At 70.4% G+C, this 16,389-nt stretch carries 18 protein-coding genes and 1 tRNA gene; 7 read left to right on the forward strand and 12 right to left on the reverse strand.

The window, feature by feature from the left end:
• Positions 1 to 3: 3 nt before the first annotated feature.
• The gene (locus VGN18_RS02070) at positions 4 to 468 is read right to left on the reverse strand and encodes an Lrp/AsnC family transcriptional regulator (RefSeq protein ID WP_327537966.1); all 465 of its coding nucleotides are present in this window, start codon (positions 466 to 468) and stop codon (positions 4 to 6) included.
• Between the two features lie 97 nt (positions 469 to 565).
• Positions 566 to 2,242 (reverse strand): APC family permease, encoded by a 1,677-nt coding sequence (locus VGN18_RS02075; RefSeq protein WP_327537967.1) that lies wholly within the window; start codon positions 2,240 to 2,242, stop codon positions 566 to 568.
• A gap of 134 nt (positions 2,243 to 2,376) precedes the next feature.
• Between VGN18_RS02075 and VGN18_RS02080 the strand changes: the two genes are divergently transcribed.
• On the forward strand, positions 2,377 to 3,591 hold the full coding sequence (locus tag VGN18_RS02080) for a saccharopine dehydrogenase family protein (protein WP_327537968.1): 1,215 nt from the start codon (positions 2,377 to 2,379) through the stop codon (positions 3,589 to 3,591).
• A gap of 12 nt (positions 3,592 to 3,603) precedes the next feature.
• Here the strand turns inward: VGN18_RS02080 and VGN18_RS02085 are convergent, their stop codons facing one another.
• Both VGN18_RS02085 and VGN18_RS02090 read right to left on the reverse strand, forming a co-directional pair.
• Complete coding sequence (locus tag VGN18_RS02085; protein ID WP_327537969.1) at positions 3,604 to 4,122, reverse strand: hypothetical protein; 519 nt, start codon at positions 4,120 to 4,122, stop codon at positions 3,604 to 3,606.
• An 83-nt stretch (positions 4,123 to 4,205) separates the two neighbouring features.
• Positions 4,206 to 6,296: an alkaline phosphatase family protein gene (locus tag VGN18_RS02090; protein ID WP_327537970.1), complete on the reverse strand. Its 2,091-nt coding sequence runs from the start codon at positions 6,294 to 6,296 to the stop codon at positions 4,206 to 4,208.
• Between the two features lie 202 nt (positions 6,297 to 6,498).
• Between VGN18_RS02090 and VGN18_RS02095 the strand changes: the two genes are divergently transcribed.
• Entirely contained in the window at positions 6,499 to 7,458 is a 960-nt protein-coding gene (locus tag VGN18_RS02095) for an acyl-ACP desaturase (RefSeq protein WP_327537971.1), read from the forward strand.
• A 1-nt stretch (position 7,459) separates the two neighbouring features.
• Here VGN18_RS02095 and VGN18_RS02100 read toward each other — a convergent pair whose 3' ends face one another.
• Positions 7,460 to 7,738, reverse strand: coding sequence for a DUF2631 domain-containing protein (locus tag VGN18_RS02100; protein ID WP_327537972.1), 279 nt, complete (start codon positions 7,736 to 7,738; stop codon positions 7,460 to 7,462).
• An 86-nt stretch (positions 7,739 to 7,824) separates the two neighbouring features.
• On the opposite strand from VGN18_RS02100, the gene VGN18_RS02105 reads away from it, so the two are divergent.
• Entirely contained in the window at positions 7,825 to 9,447 is a 1,623-nt protein-coding gene (locus tag VGN18_RS02105) for a Rieske 2Fe-2S domain-containing protein (RefSeq protein WP_327537973.1), read from the forward strand.
• Here the strand turns inward: VGN18_RS02105 and VGN18_RS02110 are convergent.
• The 4 genes from VGN18_RS02110 to bcp form a co-directional block, all read right to left on the reverse strand.
• On the reverse strand, positions 9,433 to 10,281 hold the full coding sequence (locus VGN18_RS02110) for a site-specific DNA-methyltransferase (protein ID WP_327537974.1): 849 nt from the start codon (positions 10,279 to 10,281) through the stop codon (positions 9,433 to 9,435). The genes VGN18_RS02105 and VGN18_RS02110 overlap by 15 nt on opposite strands.
• A gap of 1 nt (position 10,282) precedes the next feature.
• Positions 10,283 to 10,357 (reverse strand) — tRNA-Leu (locus VGN18_RS02115).
• A gap of 103 nt (positions 10,358 to 10,460) precedes the next feature.
• A complete protein-coding gene (locus VGN18_RS02120) occupies positions 10,461 to 10,808 on the reverse strand; it encodes a TraR/DksA family transcriptional regulator (RefSeq protein WP_327537975.1) in 348 nt (115 codons plus the stop codon).
• Positions 10,801 to 11,271, reverse strand: a complete 471-nt coding sequence (gene bcp, locus VGN18_RS02125; RefSeq protein ID WP_327537976.1) for a thioredoxin-dependent thiol peroxidase — start codon at positions 11,269 to 11,271, stop codon at positions 10,801 to 10,803. The genes VGN18_RS02120 and bcp overlap by 8 nt, the downstream gene beginning before the upstream one ends.
• A gap of 71 nt (positions 11,272 to 11,342) precedes the next feature.
• Here bcp and VGN18_RS02130 point away from each other — a divergent pair, with 71 nt between their 5' ends.
• The 4 genes from VGN18_RS02130 to VGN18_RS02145 all read left to right on the forward strand — a co-directional run bounded on the left by VGN18_RS02130 (position 11,343) and on the right by VGN18_RS02145 (position 14,138).
• Positions 11,343 to 11,573 carry a DUF3618 domain-containing protein gene (locus tag VGN18_RS02130; protein ID WP_327537977.1) on the forward strand — a complete coding sequence of 77 codons (231 nt, stop codon included), beginning with the start codon at positions 11,343 to 11,345 and terminating at the stop codon, positions 11,571 to 11,573.
• A 17-nt stretch (positions 11,574 to 11,590) separates the two neighbouring features.
• A complete protein-coding gene (gene purU / locus VGN18_RS02135; RefSeq protein ID WP_327537978.1) occupies positions 11,591 to 12,439 on the forward strand; it encodes a formyltetrahydrofolate deformylase in 849 nt (282 codons plus the stop codon).
• Between the two features lie 73 nt (positions 12,440 to 12,512).
• Positions 12,513 to 13,130, forward strand: coding sequence for a DUF47 domain-containing protein (locus tag VGN18_RS02140; RefSeq protein WP_327537979.1), 618 nt, complete (start codon positions 12,513 to 12,515; stop codon positions 13,128 to 13,130).
• 3 nt (positions 13,131 to 13,133) lie between these two features.
• Entirely contained in the window at positions 13,134 to 14,138 is a 1,005-nt protein-coding gene (locus tag VGN18_RS02145) for an inorganic phosphate transporter (protein WP_327537980.1), read from the forward strand.
• On the opposite strand, the gene VGN18_RS02150 is transcribed toward VGN18_RS02145, so the two are convergent.
• From VGN18_RS02150 to VGN18_RS02160, 3 genes are read right to left on the reverse strand one after another with little or no spacing between them, the layout of a single operon-like run.
• On the reverse strand, positions 14,119 to 15,015 hold the full coding sequence (locus VGN18_RS02150; RefSeq protein ID WP_414655005.1) for a biotin-dependent carboxyltransferase family protein: 897 nt from the start codon (positions 15,013 to 15,015) through the stop codon (positions 14,119 to 14,121). The genes VGN18_RS02145 and VGN18_RS02150 overlap by 20 nt on opposite strands.
• Entirely contained in the window at positions 14,946 to 15,545 is a 600-nt protein-coding gene (locus VGN18_RS02155) for an allophanate hydrolase subunit 1 (protein ID WP_327537982.1), read from the reverse strand. The genes VGN18_RS02150 and VGN18_RS02155 overlap by 70 nt, the downstream gene beginning before the upstream one ends.
• 37 nt (positions 15,546 to 15,582) lie before the next feature.
• A complete protein-coding gene (locus VGN18_RS02160) occupies positions 15,583 to 16,341 on the reverse strand; it encodes a 5-oxoprolinase subunit PxpA (RefSeq protein ID WP_327537983.1) in 759 nt (252 codons plus the stop codon).
• Between the last annotated feature and the right edge of the window lie 48 nt (positions 16,342 to 16,389).

Here is a 16,389-nt window from a genome sequence, read left to right on the forward strand (position 1 = left end):
CCCTCAGCGGGCGCCCCAGTTGTAGGTCTGCTTGACGAGCTTGAGGTAGAGGAACGACTCGGTGCGCACGACGCCGTCGATGGAGCGGATGCGCTCGTTGACGAGCCGCAGCAGGTGGGCGTCGTCCCGGACGACGACCTCGGCCAGCAGGTCGAACGAGCCGGCCGTGACGACGATGTAGTCGACCTCGTCGATCTGGGCCAGCTTGTCGGCGATCGCCTCGACGTCGCCCGTGGCCTGGATCGAGATCATGGCCTGGCGGGCGAAGCCGATCTGCATGGGATCGGTGACGGCGACGATCTGCATGACGCCGCCGTCGACCAGCTTCTGCACCCGCTGGCGGACGGCCGCCTCCGACAGCCCGACGGCCTTGCCGATCGTGGCGTACGGACGGCGACCGTCCTCCTGCAGCTGCTCGATGATGGCGCGCGAGACGTCGTCGAGCGGGTGAGGTCCGGGACTGCGCACAGTGGAACCTCCGCTCGACCGACTGACTGATTTCGTTGTTGATGGCGAAGATACCGACGATATCCGTCGCGATCAACTTGATATCACGCAGAAAACGCTACTTGATGAACTTGCCGCGCTCCTCCTCGACCCGGATGAGCCGCTGTCGGGTCTCCTCGTCCGGGACGACGAGGTCCTCCTCGGAATCGGGCAGGCTGAGCCCGACGCGCAGCGCCTCGTCCTCGACGACGAGCACCGGGGTGTCGCGATTGAGCGTGCGGCCCTCGAAGAAGTCGCGGTACCGGTGCTTCGTGGCGTACATAAGGATCACGCCGAGCAGCGTCGATCCGATGCCGAGGATGAAGGCCCAGCCGATCGTCCAGTGCGGCGGGAACGGGAAGCGCCAGATGACGTTGCTGTTCACCGGCTTCCAGTCCTGCACGATCGTCAGGATCAGGCCGCCGAAGAGCATCACGCCGCCCAGGAACGGGATCAGGCCCCGCAGCATGAAGTTCTTGAAGCCCTGCAGTTCCCGCCGGTAGTACCAGGCGCAGGCGAAGCCCGTGAGCCCGTAGTAGAACGCGATGAGCATGCCGATCGCGGTCACGGCGTCGGCGATGAGGCCGCCGCCGGAGTAGAAATTCATGGCCAGGTAGAGCAGGGCCGAAATGGCGCCCATCCAGATTGTCGAACTGGTCGGCGTGAGGTACCTGGGGTGGATCTTGGAGAAGGTGTTCGGGATCGACTTGTAGACGGCCATCGACAGGGTGGTGCGGGCCGTCGGCAGGATCGTGGTCTGCGTCGACGCGGCTGCCGAGGTGAGTACGAGAAGGATGAGCAGCTTGGCCATGACCGCACCGAAGCCGGTCGTGCCGAAGACGGAGTTGCCGACGACGCTGAGGATGTCGGTGGCGTTGTCGGGGTTGCCGAGTCCGATGCCCTTGACGCCGACACCCGCGAAGGACTGGGCGGCGAGGGTGACGATGACGTACGTGACCAGCAGCAGGACGGTGGAGATGACAGCCGCGTGGCCGGGGGTCTTCTCCCGCTCCTTGGTCTCCTCGTTCACCGACACCGCGCTGTCCCACCCCCAGTAGATGAACAGCATCAGGATGATGCCCTGCGCGAAGGTGTTGAGGTCGACGATGTGGAACGGGTTGAACCACGAGAGCGCCGGCTTGATCGCCGTACTCGGTGCGTTCGAGCCGTAGACCTTGACCAGGGCGGTGACGGCGAAGATGACCAGGACGATCACCTCGAGTGAGAGCAGAGCCTTCTGGATGTTGGCCGAGATCTCGATGCCGCGGTAGCAGATGTAGGTCATCAGGGCCATCCAGATCAACCCGACGAGCAGCACCCAGCCGCTCGCCGCGTTGTCACCGATGGTGTGGTTGCCGAACAGCAGGAAGACGTACTGGCCGGCCACCTGAGCGAGCGAGGCCATGACCAGGATGTCGGCGGCGATGATGCCCCAGCCACCCATCCAGCCCGACTTGGGGCCGAAGGCCTTGGTCGCCCAGGTGAAGGTCGTCCCGCAGTCGGGTTCGCGCTTGTTCAGCTGCTGGTAGCCGATCGAGACGAACAGGATCGGGACGAACGCGAGGATCACGATCGATGGTGATTGCAGCCCGACGAGGGCCACGATGTAGCCGAGCGTGGCGGCGAGGCTGTAGGCCGGTGCCGTGGAGGCCACGCCGATGACGACGCTGGACGCGAGTCCGAGTGCACCGGTCTTCAGGCCCTTCCCTCCGTCATCGGCCGAGCGGGACTGCGGTGGGTCGATCGTGGCGGTCATCAACTCTCCCTGACTCTGGGAAACCGTGGGGTCTGGTGCGTTTATCGCAGCATCACCCTGCCAATGCAAGTGTTTCCGCAGCGTGAACAGATGTTGGCCATGGAATTCGTTCCGCAAGTTCGTATAGTCGTCGGATGCGAATCCTCGTTCTCGGAGCCGGCGGGGTCGGTTCCGCCGCTGCCCGCATCCTCGCCCGCCGCCCTTTCCCCAGCCATGTCGTGATGGCCGACTACGACCCGGCGCGGGCCGAGGCCGCGGTGGCCGCGGTCGACGACCCGCGCTTCGTCGCGGCCGGCCTCGACGCATCGGACCAGGCCGCCATCGAGGCGCTGCTCAAGGCCGAGCAGATCGACGCCGTGCTCGGGGCCACCGACCCGCGCTTCACGATGCCGATCTTCCGGGCCGCGCTAGCGGCGAACATCCACTACCTCGACATGGCGATGTCGCTGTCCAAGCCGCATCCGTCCGAGCCGCATGCGTTGACCGGGCTCAAACTCGGGGACGAGCAGTTCGAACTCGCGGCCGAGTGGGAGGCGAGCGGCAAGCTGGCCCTCGTCGGCATCGGGGTCGAGCCCGGGCTCTCGGACGTGTTCGCGCGCTACGCGGCCGATCATCTGTTCAGCGAGATCGACGAGCTGGGCGTTCGTGACGGGGCGAACCTGGAGGTCGCGGGCTACGACTTCGCGCCGTCGTTCTCCATCTGGACGACCATCGAGGAGTGCCTGAACCCGCCGGTGATCTTCGAGAAGGACCGCGGCTGGTACACCACCCCGCCGTTCAGCGAGCCCGAGGTCTTCGACTTCCCCGAGGGCATCGGCCCGGTCGAGTGCGTGAACGTCGAGCACGAGGAAGTGCTGCTGATGCCGCGCTGGGTCGACGCCAAGCGGGTCACCTTCAAGTACGGCCTCGGCGACGAGTTCATCGGCGTGCTCATGACGCTGCACCTGCTCGGGCTCGACTCGACCGAGAAGGTGAAGGTCGGGGGCGTCGAGGTCGCCCCTCGCGACGTGGTCGCGGCCTGCCTGCCCGACCCCGCGACGCTGGGCGACAAGATGACCGGGAAGACCTGTGCCGGGCTGTGGGTGCGCGGCCTCGGCAAGGACGGCCGGCCGCGCTCGACCTACCTCTATCACGTGGTGGACAACGAGTGGTCCATGCGCGAGTACGGCGCCCAGGCCGTCGTCTGGCAGACCGCGGTGAACCCGGTCGTCGCCCTCGAGCTCATCGCCACCGGCGTCTGGACCGGCGCCGGCGTGCTCGGCCCGGAAGCGCTCGATGCGGTGCCGTTCCTCGATCTGCTGGCCGGCGAGTACGCGTCGCCGTGGGGTCAGCAGGAGCTCGACGCGTAGGGGTGGCGGCCCTCAGTCGTTCTCGACGACGAAGTCCCAGCTGACGATCGGTGCGCCTCCGCTCGGCGACCAGTAGAGCCGTCCCTCGCCGGTGGGCATCGCGGCGGTGAGCTGGAACGTGACGGTCCGGCCGGACGGCACCGCCCCGGGCGGTGCCGGCTCGTGCGCGACCGGGCCCGGGTGGAAGCGGCGGCCGAGTTGGTCGCGGATCGTGAAGTCGGCCAGGCGGACGGGGACGTCACCCGTCGCCCGGGCGAGCGAGATGTCGAAGGTCGCGGTCACCTGTGGCGGCGGCGGTGCGACGAACGGGGGCACGTGCGGGCCCGTGACGGTGGCCAGGACGCCGCCGGCGGGCAGCGCGACCCGGACGCCGACGCCCTGCACGGCCAGCTGCGGATGTGCGGCCGAGGCGGTGACGACCCGGTCGACCGGCGCGGCGGAACCGGGCAGGAACGCCGGCGGGCTGCGGAAACCCAGCGGCGGCTCGGACGGGCGGGACGCCCCGCGTGACGTGCCGCAGGCGGTCAGCAAGCAGGCGAGCAGGACGGCGCCCAGGCAGCTGATGCCGGGGCGCTGTCCAGCGCGACAACGAGATGTCACAGAGCTGTTCCGGCCTACCGGCCGTCGTCGAACCCGCCGCGGCCGCGCCCGCGCACGTTGGTGAACACGTCCAGACCGAAGGTCCGCAGATCGGGCTGGGCGGCGAAGCCCAGGTGCCCGCGCCCGTCCAGGCCCCGGGAGACCGACCCGGCACCGGCCGGGATCTCGTCGTGCTGGTCGCCCTTCGCGACCTGGAACAGGTCCTCCATCGTGCGCAGCCAGCTGTAGTGGTTGTAGCTGACCGACGACACCGTGCCGGGCTTGATCAGCGGGCTGATCAGGACGCTGCCGGTGTCACCGCCGCCCGGGGTCTCGATCGTCGAGGAGAACAGCGGGTCGGTCGCGGACGTCTCGGCCGCGAGCGTCACGCTCGGCACGTCACCGGTCAACGCGGCGGCGCTGTTCGTGGTGCAGTCGACGACCTGGAAGGACCCGACGTACGCCTTGTCGGCCGGGTTGCTCGCGGGCTTGACCGGGGCGGAGGTGCTCCCCGTGTCGAAGCGGGGGCCGGCGTCGGTCACCGGGCCGACGCAGGCGTTGGCCGGGATGCCGGTGCCGGTGATCGATCGGCCGGCGTCGGGGGCGGTGACGTTCGGGTCGATGATCGTGTTGGTGCCGGTGATGCCGCCGACTCCGACCGAGTCGGTGCGCGCACCCGGCGTCAGGTTCCCGCCGCCCCGGAGATACATCGGGTCGTTGACCGGGTCGCCCGTCAGCGCGGCCGGTCGATCGATGAAGGCACTGTCACCGGGGCCGGGGTACACCTGGTTGCCGTTCGCGTCCTGCAGCAGCGGCGTGTTCGGGCCGGTCGGCTCGAACGCCCGGCTGACCGGGCCGTGGCGGGTGTCGAAGCTCTCGCCCGCGGCGTCGGACCGCGCGTAGCCGGCGGCGGTCGCCGGGGTCGACACGCCGGCGGTGCTGCCGGGGTTGTTCGCGTCGTTGAAACTCGAGTTCGCGAAGGGCGGGTTGGCCTCGTCGAAGGTGACGTCGATCAGGCCGCCGTCGCGGAACGCGGCCGACTGCTCGATCAGCGGGATGTAGTACTTCAGGAACAGATCCGAGGCGTACAGGCCGCCGGTGTAGTTGGTCGGCGTGGTGGCCTCGGGCTGGTAGGCCGCCTTGCCGGTCGGCGCGTAGACCGGCTTGCCCGTGTTGTCGAAGGCGCCGGAGAGGTTGTTGCCGGCGCAGACCGCGTCGTGGGCGTCGGAGCAGTTGTTCGGGGTGATCCAGCTGAAGGCCGGCGTGGTGGCCTCGCTCTGCAGGTCGTGCACCAGCCCGCCCGTGTTGCTGTCCAGGTTGGCGATCTGGGACGAGGAGCAGTCGGCCGGGTTGCTCAGCAGCGACTCGAACCAGGGGAACGGGAAGTGCTTGGGCACGTACTGGTCGGTGGCGTTGGCGCCGCCGGGATTAGTCACGCCGGCACCGCTCGGGTCGCCCGGGCCGCCGCACTTGTTCACCGCGTGCGCGGGGCCGGTGGCGTCCGGGTTGCCGAGGTCCTGCGCGTAGCCCTTCCAGCTCACGCCGGCGGCGTCGAACTGGTTGAACAGGGTCGGCACGGCCGCCGGGTAGACGCAGCCGGTGCCGCCGTGCGCCCCCTCGTTGGCGCCGCCGGGCACCGGGTTGGCGTACGGGGCGCCGGTCTCGGCGAACTGGCCGCGGTCGGTGGTGGGGCCGTCCTGGCGGGCCGTGTCGGAGATGACCGAACCCTGCTGGTCGGCGTACACCGGGCAGTCGTTCTGGTCGGCCGGCGCCGGTCCCTGGCCGCTGACCATCGACGTGTAGTTGTCCAGCGAGAAGTGGCCGGTGCCGTAGTACTTCGTCAGCAGGGCGCCCTGCGAGGGCAGCGTCTTCCAGAGGTAGCTGTTCTGGTTGAGACCGGTGAAGGTCGCGTCGTAGGACTTGTTCTCGAGAATGATCAACCAGACGTGTTTCACCGCCCCGACCGGCGTGCCGCTGGCGGTGAGGGTGATGTGGCCGGGCCGGCTCGGGTGGTCCGAGGGGGAGGCCGAGGCCGGCAGGGTCGAGGCGAGCGAGGCCGCCGTCGCAATGCCGGCGAGGCCGGCCAGGATCTTCGCGCCGCGAGAGCGAGTACGTAGTGTCGTCACAGCGATCGACGCTAGGACCACAAGAGGCCGGCCCCGGCGAACGACCGGTGTCGAATGCGCCAATTCTGCAGGTTGGCCGGGGAACGGGAGATGAACGTCAGGATCCGGCTCGCGCCGGGCAGGCTTGACCACGGGACGACCGCAGGGCGCGAACCTACGCTAACGTAGGCGTAGGTTCGCCGGGGCCGGAAGCGAGGACGACATGACCGCACTGGAAGCACGCGACACCGCCGAGGGCGTCAACGCCCGACTGCTGCACGAGCTCGAACCGGTGGTCGCCGAGAACCTCGAACGTCACCTGAAGGTGGCCAAGACGTGGCACCCGCACGACTACGTGCCGTGGAGCCGGGGCCGCGACTTCGCGTTCCTCGGCGGCGAGGACTGGCGGCCGGAGGATTCACCGCTGGACCCGGCGGCGCAGGTGGCGATGACCACCAACCTGCTCACCGAGGACAACCTGCCCTCGTACCACCGCGAGATCGCGACCCGGTTCGGTCGCGACGGCGCCTGGGGCGAGTGGGTCGGACGCTGGACCGCCGAGGAGGGCCGCCACGGCATCGCCCTGCGTGACTACCTCGTGGTCACCCGCGGCGTCGACCCGGTGGAGCTGGAGAACCTGCGCATGCTGCACATGTCGGCCGGCTACGACTCCGGCGACAAGACCGCGCTCGAGGCCGTCACCTACGTCTCGTTCCAGGAGCTCGCGACCCGGGTCTCGCACCGCAACACCGGCGCCGCCACCGGCTGCCCGCTGGCCGAGCAGCTGCTCACCCGCGTCGCCGCCGACGAGAACCTGCACATGGTCTTCTACCGCAACATCGTGGCCGCGGCGCTCGAGATCGAGCCGGACGCGACTATGAAGGCGATCCGCGACGAGGTCGTCGGCTTCCAGATGCCGGGCCAGGGCATGCCCAACTTCCTGCGCAACTCGGCGACCATCGCCAAGGCCGGCATCTACGACCTGCGGCTGCACCACGACGACGTCATCGCGCCGGTGTTGCGCTTCTGGAAGATCTTCAGCCGCGAGGACTTCGGTCCGGTGGGGGAGCAGGCCCGCGAGGAGCTCTCCGCTTTCCTGTCCGATCTGGACGAGCAGGCGACGCGCTTCGTCGAGAAGCGCGAGAAGCAGCGGGAACGGGCCGCCGCGAGGGCGGCCGGCTGACCTACTGCCGCCAGGCGTTCTTGCGCCGGGTGCGGTCCCACAGCAGCGCGACGACGAGGCCGCCGGCGACGAGGCCGAGGAAGAGCGTGCCCTGCCCGTTGTAGTGCGACGGCAGCATCATGAGCACCAGGATGATCGCGACGACCCAGCCGGCCACGCGCGCGGCGCGGCCCCACTCGCCGTGCCAGCCCCAGTCGGTCGGGTGCTCCTCCGGGTGGTCGTGCTTGTAGTCGTCGGGCAGGCTGAGGTCGGGCTGCTCGCTGTTGCGGTTGAGGGCCACCACTTGCTCCTGTCTGGCGATCACCGTCGTCACCGGCGATGGGGTTGCCTCATTCTGGCATCCCGTCCTCCCGATACCGTGAGGGCATGCGCATCACCGGTCTCGGCCACGCCAGTGTGTACCTCGAAACGGCGGCCGGATCCGTCCTGACGGACCCGTGGGTCAACCCCGCGTACTTCGGATCCTGGTTCCCGTTCCCCGACAACTCCCAGCTCGACTGGGACACCTTCGGCAAGGCCGACTACCTGTTCGTGTCGCACCTGCACCGCGACCACTTCGACCCCGAGCACCTGAAGAAGCACGTGTCGAAGAAGGCCACCGTGCTGCTGCCCGAGTTCCCGACGTCCGAGCTCGAGGACGCGCTGCGCGACTGCGGGTTCACCTCGTTCGTCACGCCCCGCTCGGGCGACGTCGTGTCACTCGACGGGCTCGACATCATGATCCAGGCGCTCACCTCGCCGACGGACGGCCCGATCGGCGACTCGGCGCTGTGGCTGTCCGACGGCCGCTACCGGGTGCTCAACCAGAACGACGCGCGCCCGTCCGAGCTCGACGCGTTCCGCGAGCTCGGCCCGGTCGACGGTTACCTCATCCAATTCTCCGGCGCGATCTGGTTCCCGATGGTCTACGAGCTGCCGGCGCGGGCGAAGCAGGCGCTGGGGCTGACGAAGCGCGAGCGCCAGTTCGACCGCACGCTGCGCTACATCGACGAGCTGGGCGCCAAGTTCGTGTTCCCGACCGCCGGGCCGCCCTGCTTCCTCGACGAGGAGCTGTGGGGCTTCAACGACATCTTCGGCGACGAGTCGAACATCTTCCCCGACCAGCTCGTCTACCTCGACTACCTGGAATCGAAGGGGCACGACGAGGGCCGGTTGCTGCTGCCCGGCTCGGTGGCGACCCTGGACGCCGAGGGCTGCCCGGTCGAGCACCCTTACGACCCGGCGACGATCTACGCCTCGAACGAGGCCAAGACCGCCTACCTGCGGGAGATGCAGACGCGGCGGATGCCCGAGGTCGAGGCGGCGAAGGCCGGGTGGGCCCATCCCGAGATCGACATCCTGGCCGAGATCACCGAGTGGTTCGCGCCGCTGCTGGCCGAGGCCGACCACATCGCCGGCGGCATCGACGGCGGCGTGCGCTTCACCTGCGAGGACGCCGAGCGCGGCGACGTCGACATCCTCATCGACTTCGTCGCCCGCGAGGTGCGGGCCTACGCCGACGAGAAGGTGCGCTACCGCTTCCGTACCCGGCGGGCCTACCTCGAGCAGCTGATCGCCGAGCACGAGATCGACTGGGTCAACTCGCTGTTCCTGTCCTGCCGGTTCTCGGCGCAGCGCATCGGCCCGTACAACGAGTTCGTCTACGTGTTCTTCAAGTGCCTGTCCGAGGAGCGGCTGAACTACGCCGAGGGCTGGTTCGCCGAGCAGAACGCGGCCGAGGCGTCGGAGACGATCACGCTCGACGGTTGGGACATGCAGCGCCGTTGCCCACACCTCAAGGCCGACCTGTCGCGCTTCGGCACGATCGACGACGGCGTGATGACGTGCCAGATGCACGGCTGGAAGTGGCGGCTGTCCGACGGCAAGTGCCTGTCGTCGGTCGGGCACGACCTGCGCTGCGCGCCGCAGGGTCAGCCGGTGCCGGGCATGGGGCCGGTCGCGCACGATCCGCACTCGGACCACCACGACGAGGAATCAGTCGGCAACTGAGAACTGCGCGCCGGGCAGTCGCCGGCGCATGACCTCGACGGCGTCGGGGTTTCGGTCGATCAGCACGAAGCGACGGTCGAGGGCGCGCGCCACCGCGCCGGTGGTGCCGCTGCCGGCGAAGAAGTCGAGCACCCGGTCGCCGGGCCGTGACGACGCCTGCACCACGCGGCGCAGGATGCCCTCGGGCTTCTGGTTCGGATAGCCGGTCTTCTCGGCGCCGTTGGTCGGGACGATGGTGTGCCACCAGACGTCGGTCGGCAGCTTGCCCCGCGCCGCCTTCTCCGGGCCGACGAGGCCGGGGGCGAGGTAGGGGATCCGCTCGACGGCGTCCTGGTCGAAGAAGTGCGCGCCCGGCGTCCGGACGTAGACGAAGATCGTGTCGTGCTTGGCCGGCCACCGATCGCGGGCGCGCCCGCCGAAGTCGTAGGCCCAGATCAGCTCGTTGAGAAACGCGTCCGGCCCGAAGACGTCGTCGAGCAGCAGCTTCACCGAGTGGGCCTGCCGGTAGTCGATGTGCAGGTAGAACGTGCCGCTCGGCGTCAGCAGGCGGCGGGTCTCGAGCAGCAGCGGCTCGAGCATGCCGAGGTAGTCGTCGTGCACGTCGAGATAGCCGTGCCGCGACACCTCGGTCGTCGTGTACCGCTGCCCCTGGAAGCCGGTGCGGTCGCCCTCGGCGTCGCGGAAGGTGCGGATCGTGCGGCGCTGCTGCACCCGGCCGGTGTTGAACGGCGGGTCGATGTAGATCAGCTGGAACGACGCGTCGGGCAGCGTCGGCAGCACGCGCGCGCAGTCGCCGTGCACGACGAGGTCGGCGTCGCCGTTCGGATCGATCATGTAGGGCCGGGGGGATTCGAACCCCCACTGTCACGGACCTAAACCGTGTGCCTCCTGCCAGTTGGGCTACGGCCCCAGAAGTCGCCAGCCTAACGACCCGTCGCCCCCCTCCGTTGAGTGGCGAGTTCGCGCGCTGAGTGGCGCGGCCCTACTCGCCACTCAACGAGCGGACTCGCCACTCAACGGGGTGGGGTGGCGGCGCAGGTGATGCAGAGCGGAGCGGCCGGGCGGGCGTCGAGGCGCTCGGCCCCGATCGGGCGGCCGCACCGGATGCAGGTGCCGTAGGTGCCGTCCGCGACGCGGGCCAGCGCGCCGTCGATCTCCTCGAGCTGGGCTGTCGCCGAGTCGAGCAGCGCTTGGGCCTGGGCCCGCTCGAGCCCGATCGTCGCGCCCTCGGGGTCGTGCTCGTCGTCGCCGGTCGTCGACGATGCCGACTCGAGCACGTCGGCCAGTTCGGCACGCAGGGCGGCCGCGCGCTGCTGCTCCTCGTCGCGCAGGGCGGTGAGCCGGTCGGCGGGGTCAGGCATCGAGACCGAGATCCCGGCGCAGCTTGGCGACGTGGCCGGTGGCCTTGACGTTGTACTGCGCCAGCTCGATCCTGCCCTCCTCGTCGATCACGAACGTGGAGCGGATCACGCCGGTGACGGTCTTGCCGTACATCGTCTTCTCGCCGAACGCGCCGTAGGCCTGCAGCGTCTCGCGCGAGGTGTCGGACAGCAGGGGGAAGGTCACCGCGTCGCGCTCGCGGAACTTGGCCAGCTTCTCCGGCTTGTCGGGAGAGATGCCGAGCACGGCGTAGCCGGCGGCGGCCAGCGAGTCGAGGCTGTCGCGGAAGTCGCAGGCCTGCTTGGTGCAGCCGGGGGTCATCGCGGCGGGGTAGAAGTAGACGATCACCTTCTTGCCGCGCAGGTCGGCGAGCGCGACGTCCCTGCCGTCGGCATCGGGGAGGGTGAAGTCGGGTGCGGCGTCGCCGGGCGAGAGTCGGGTCACGAGGACCGAGGCTACCGACGATGCCCTAGGCTCGGGCGAACGGACTTCGGTGAGCGGTGAAGGGGACGGCGTTGGCGGGCGAGCGCAGTGCGGACGACATCCAGCGCGACATCGAGAAGTCGCGTGCGGCGCTGGCGAGCGCGGTCGACCAGCTCGCGTATCGCGGCAACCCGAAGCGGCTCGTCGAGCAGGGCAAGCAGTCGCTGAAGGAGAAGGCCCGGTCGCCCCAGGGCAAGGCCGTCCTCGGCGTCGCCGGCGGGCTGGTCGTGTTGCTGATCATCCGCCGCATCCGCAAGCACTGACCGCGGGCGGGCCCTGCGTGCCGACCGCCGTCCTGCTGATCTCGTGCGCCGACCAACCCGGTCTGGTGCACGCCGTCGCCGACTTCGTCCTGTCGCAGTCGGGCAACATCGTGCACGCCGAGCAGCACATCGACCCCGAGTCGGGCATCTTCTTCCAGCGGGTCGAGTTCCAGGTCGTGGGCGAGCCGGACGTCGCGCGCCTGACCTCGGCATTCGCCCCGACGGCGGACCGCTTCGGCATGACGTTCTCGGCCCGGCTCTCCGACGACCGGCCGCGGGTGGCGGTGCTGGCCTCGACCCAGCCGCACTGCCTGGCCGACCTGCTCGCGCGCTGGCGCTCCGGGGAGCTGCCGGCCGAGATCGTCGCCGTGCTGAGCAATCACGCCGACCACGCCGACCTCGCCGCCTTCCACCGGGTGCCCTACCACCACCTGCCCGTGACGCCGGGGGCGCGCGACGCGCAGGAGGCCGAGGTGATGCGGGTGCTCGCCGGATACGACACGGAGCTGGTGGTCATGGCCCGGTACATGCAGATCCTGGGGCCGGCCATCCTCGCCGCCTACCCGTCACGCATCATCAACATCCACCACTCGTTCCTGCCCGCATTCGTCGGCGCGCGGCCGTATCACCAGGCCCAGAAGCGGGGCGTGAAGCTGGTCGGCGCAACGGCGCACTACGCCACGGCCGAGCTCGACGAGGGGCCGATCATCGCCCAGGACGTCACCCCGGTCAGCCACCGCGACTCGGTCGACGACCTGGTGCGCAAGGGTCGCGACCTGGAGAAGGTCGTGCTCGCGCGAGCCGTGCGGGCACACGTCGAGCACCGCACCCTGGTCTTCGGCAACAAGACGATTGTGTTCGGGTGAACGGTCCGTTGCCGGAAGGCGAACGGGGTGTGGCTAGGCTCGGGCGACCGCAGAAACCTCAGCGAGGAGCACCGTGGCTTTCCGACTGACCCCCCGTGACAACGCCTTCTACGCGATGTTCACCGAGGCGGGGCGAAATGTCGCCGACGCCGTCGACGTACTCGAGGGCCTGATCGACCCCAACGCGAACCGGGAGGCGATCGCCAAGGAGCTCCGGGAGCGGGAACACGCGGGTGACGCGGTGACGCACCGCATCATGCGCCAGCTCAACACGAGCTTCGTGACGCCGTTCGACCGCGAGGACATCTACCGGCTGGCCTCGGCCCTCGACGACGTGATCGACGCGGTCGAGGCCGCGGCCGACTTCATCGTCCTGGCCGACATCGGCAAGATCCCGGCGCTGATGATCGAGCAGATCCAGCTGCTGCAGCGCTCGGCCAACGAGACGGCCGAGGCGATGTCGCGGTTGAAGACGCTGCGCGACCTCGAGCCGTACTGGATCGAGGTGAACCGGCTCGAGAACGAGGCCGACCGCGTCTATCGCAAGCTGCTCTCGAAGCTGTTCAGCGGCGACTACGACGCGCTGACCATGGTGAAGCTGCGCGAGGTCGCCGACGGCTTCGAGGAGGCCGCCGACGCGCTCGAGCACGTCGCGCACGCCGTCGAGACCATCGCGGTCAAGGAGTCCTAGGGCGTGAGTACCACTGCCCTCGTGGTGGTGATCATCGTCGTCGCCCTCGGCTTCGATTTCACCAACGGTTTCCACGACTCGGCCAACGCCATCGCCACGTCGATCTCGACCAAGGCCCTGACCCCGCGCGTCGCCCTGGCGATGGCGGCGGTGTTCAACGTCGTCGGCGCGCTCATCTCGACCAAGGTCGCGAAGACCATCGGCGGCGGCATCATCAACAAGCCCGAGGGGGGTCCGGCCGGGCTCGTCGTCGTGCTCGCCGCGCTCGTCGGCGCCATCGTCTGGAACCTCGGCACCTGGTACTTCGGGTTGCCGTCGTCCTCGTCGCACGCGCTCATCGGCGGGCTGGTCGGGGCCGCGATCGTCGCGCCGTCCGAGGCCGTGCAGTGGAGCGGGGTGGTCGACAAGGTCGTCATCCCGATGGTCGTGTCGCCGCTCATCGGCTTCGCCCTGAGCTACCTCTTCATGCTCCTCGTGCTGTGGATCTTCCGGAAGGTCAACGCCGTCCGGGCCAACCGCGGTTTCCGCTGGGCCCAGATCGCCTCGGCCGCGACGATGTCCTTCGGCCACGGCACGCAGGACGCCCAGAAGACGATGGGCGTCATCGCCCTCACGCTCGTCGTGTCGGGCCACCTCGGCGCGAAGGACGGCATCCCGCTGTGGGTCATCCTCGCCGCCGCCGGTGCCATCGCGGCCGGCACGTACTCCGGTGGTTGGCGCATCATGCGCACCCTCGGCCGGCGCATCTTCCAGCTCACCCCGGCGAGCGGGTTCGCGGCGCAGACCGTCGCCAGCGGCGTCATGCTCGCGACCGCCCAGTACGGCCTGCCGGTGTCGACGACCCACGTCATCTCGTCCTCGGTCATGGGCGTCGGCGCCACCCGCCGGCTGTCCGCGGTCCGCTGGGGGGTCGCCGGCAACATCGTCTTCGCCTGGGTGCTGACCATTCCGGCCGCCGCCGCGGTGGCCGCCCTGATGTGGGCGATCCTCAACCCGATCCTGGTCTGAACCGGACGGCCTCGCCGGGGCGCAGCTGCGCCACCCGGTCGAGGTCGAGCACCACCGCGATCACCGGATAGCCGCCGGTCACCGGTGCGTCCGGGCCGAAGACGATCGGACGCCCGTCGGCCGGCACCTGCACGGCCCCGGGCAGCACCGGCTCGCTCGGCAACTCGCCGCCGCGGTCCCGCACCAGCGGTGGCCCGTCGAGACGCACGCCCACGCGGTCGCAGTCGCTGCGCACCGCCCAGACCGTCGTGAGCAGGTGCCGCCGCGCCGCGGCGCTGAACCAGTCCTCCCGCGGCCCGAACCGGATCGCCAGCGGCCGCCGGTCGGGCGGCGCGGCCCCGACGTGGGCCCCGCTGACCTCGCCCGGGGCCGACGAACCGACGGGCACCATGTCGCCGGCTCGCAGGGCGGCCGGCCCGAGACCGCTCAGCGTGTCGGTGCTGCGGGAGCCGAGCACCGGGTCGAGCGCGATGCCGCCGCGCACGGCCAGGTAGCTCCGCAGTCCGTGGCGGGGAGCGCCAAGCCGCAGCGTCGTCCCGGCCCCGACCGTGATCGCGGTGCCCCAGCCCGGGGCGCCGGGACACAACGCGCCGGTGAGTGCGATCGTGGCGGCGTCGACGAAGCGGACGGCGAGCCCGCCGAGCGTCGTCTCGACGGCCGCGGCGCCGTCGTCGTTGCCCACGAGCCGGTTGGCCAGGCGCAGCGCGGCCCGGTCGAAGGCGCCCGACCGGGGAACGCCGAGCGCGAGCCGGCCGGGGCGGCCGAGATCCTGGACCGTGGCCAGCGGTCCGGGGGCGACGACCTCGATCACGCCGGCCGGAACCGCACCCGGGTGCCGGGCGTGAGCAGGGCCGGCGGCGTGCGGTCGAGGTCCCACAGTGCGGCGTCGGTGCGGCCGAGCAGCCGCCAGCCGCCGGGAGACTCGCGCGGGTAGACGCCGGTGAATTCGCCGGCGATGCCGACCGAGCCGGCCGGCACGCGGGTGCGCGGGCTGGGAAGGCGGGGCGCGTGCAGGCGTTCGTCCAGGCCGCGCAGGTAGGCGAACCCGGGGGCGAAGCCGCAGAAGGCCACGACGTAGTCGGCCGTCGAGTGGAGCCGCACGAGTTCGTCGACGCCGACGCCGAGCTCGGCCGCCGTGTCGGTTAGGTCGGCGCCGTCGTAGTGCACGTCGAGGACGACATCGCCGCCGCTGCGCCTCGCCGAGGCCGTCGGTGTCAACGACCGCAGCTCGGCCGCCACCGTGTCGGGCCGGGCTTCGTCGACCAGCACCGCGAGTACCGTGCGCGCGGCCGGCACGACCTCGGCCACCGAACCGAGCTCGGCGGCAGCGGCGGCCAGCGACAGCACCGTCGCCGGGTCGTCCGGCTCGAGCAGCCACGCCCGCTCGCCGTAGCGCAGCACCCTCATCGATCCTCGCCCCGACGGCTCGCCCCGCAAGCGCCGCTCATCTCGCGAACGGTGCGAGCGTGGCGCCGGCGTCGATCAGGGTGCGCCGGATCTCGGTCGCCAGGTACACCGCCCCCGTCGTGTCACCGTGCACGCACAGCGATCGCGCGCCGACGGTGATGACCGACCCGTCGATCGCCGTGACCCGATGGTGCAGCGCGAACGCGGCGGCCCGGGCCACGACCTCGTACGGGTCCTCGATCACCGCGCCCGGCTCGCTGCGGGGGACGAGGCGGCCGTCGGGCAGGTAGGCGCGGTCGGCGAAGGCCTCGGGCACGAAGGGCAGCCCGGCGGCGTGGGCGGCCCCGGCCAGGGCCGACTCGGGTAGGCCGAGCAGCGGTAGCGACCGGTCGACCGCCGCGACCGCCGTGGCCACCGCCTCGGCCTGGCCCGGGTCTTCGGCCGCGGTGTTGTAGAGAGCGCCGTGCGGCTTGACGTAGCGGACGGCCGTCCCGGCGGCGCGGGCGCACGCCTCCAGCGCGCCGAGCTGGTACACGACCTCCGCGGCCAGCTCGTCCGGCGCGATGTCGATGCGCCGCCGGCCGAACCCGGCGAGGTCGCGGTAGCCCACCTGGGCGCCGACAGCGACACCCCGCTCGGCCGCGGCGGCGCAGACCCGCCGCATGGTGAGCGGGTCGCCGGCGTGGAATCCGCAGGCCACGTTGGCGCTGGTGACGACGTCGAGCAGGGCCTCGTCGTCGCCGAGGCGCCAGACACCGAAGCCCTCGCCGAGATCGGCGTTCAGGTCGATCTGCACGCCGCCACCGTAGCGCCGCCGCGGGAGAGGGCTGAGTCGGCTGAGAGC

It is taken from the genome of Jatrophihabitans sp., from assembly GCF_036000465.1.
Classification (GTDB): Bacteria; Actinomycetota; Actinomycetes; order Mycobacteriales; family Jatrophihabitantaceae; genus Jatrophihabitans.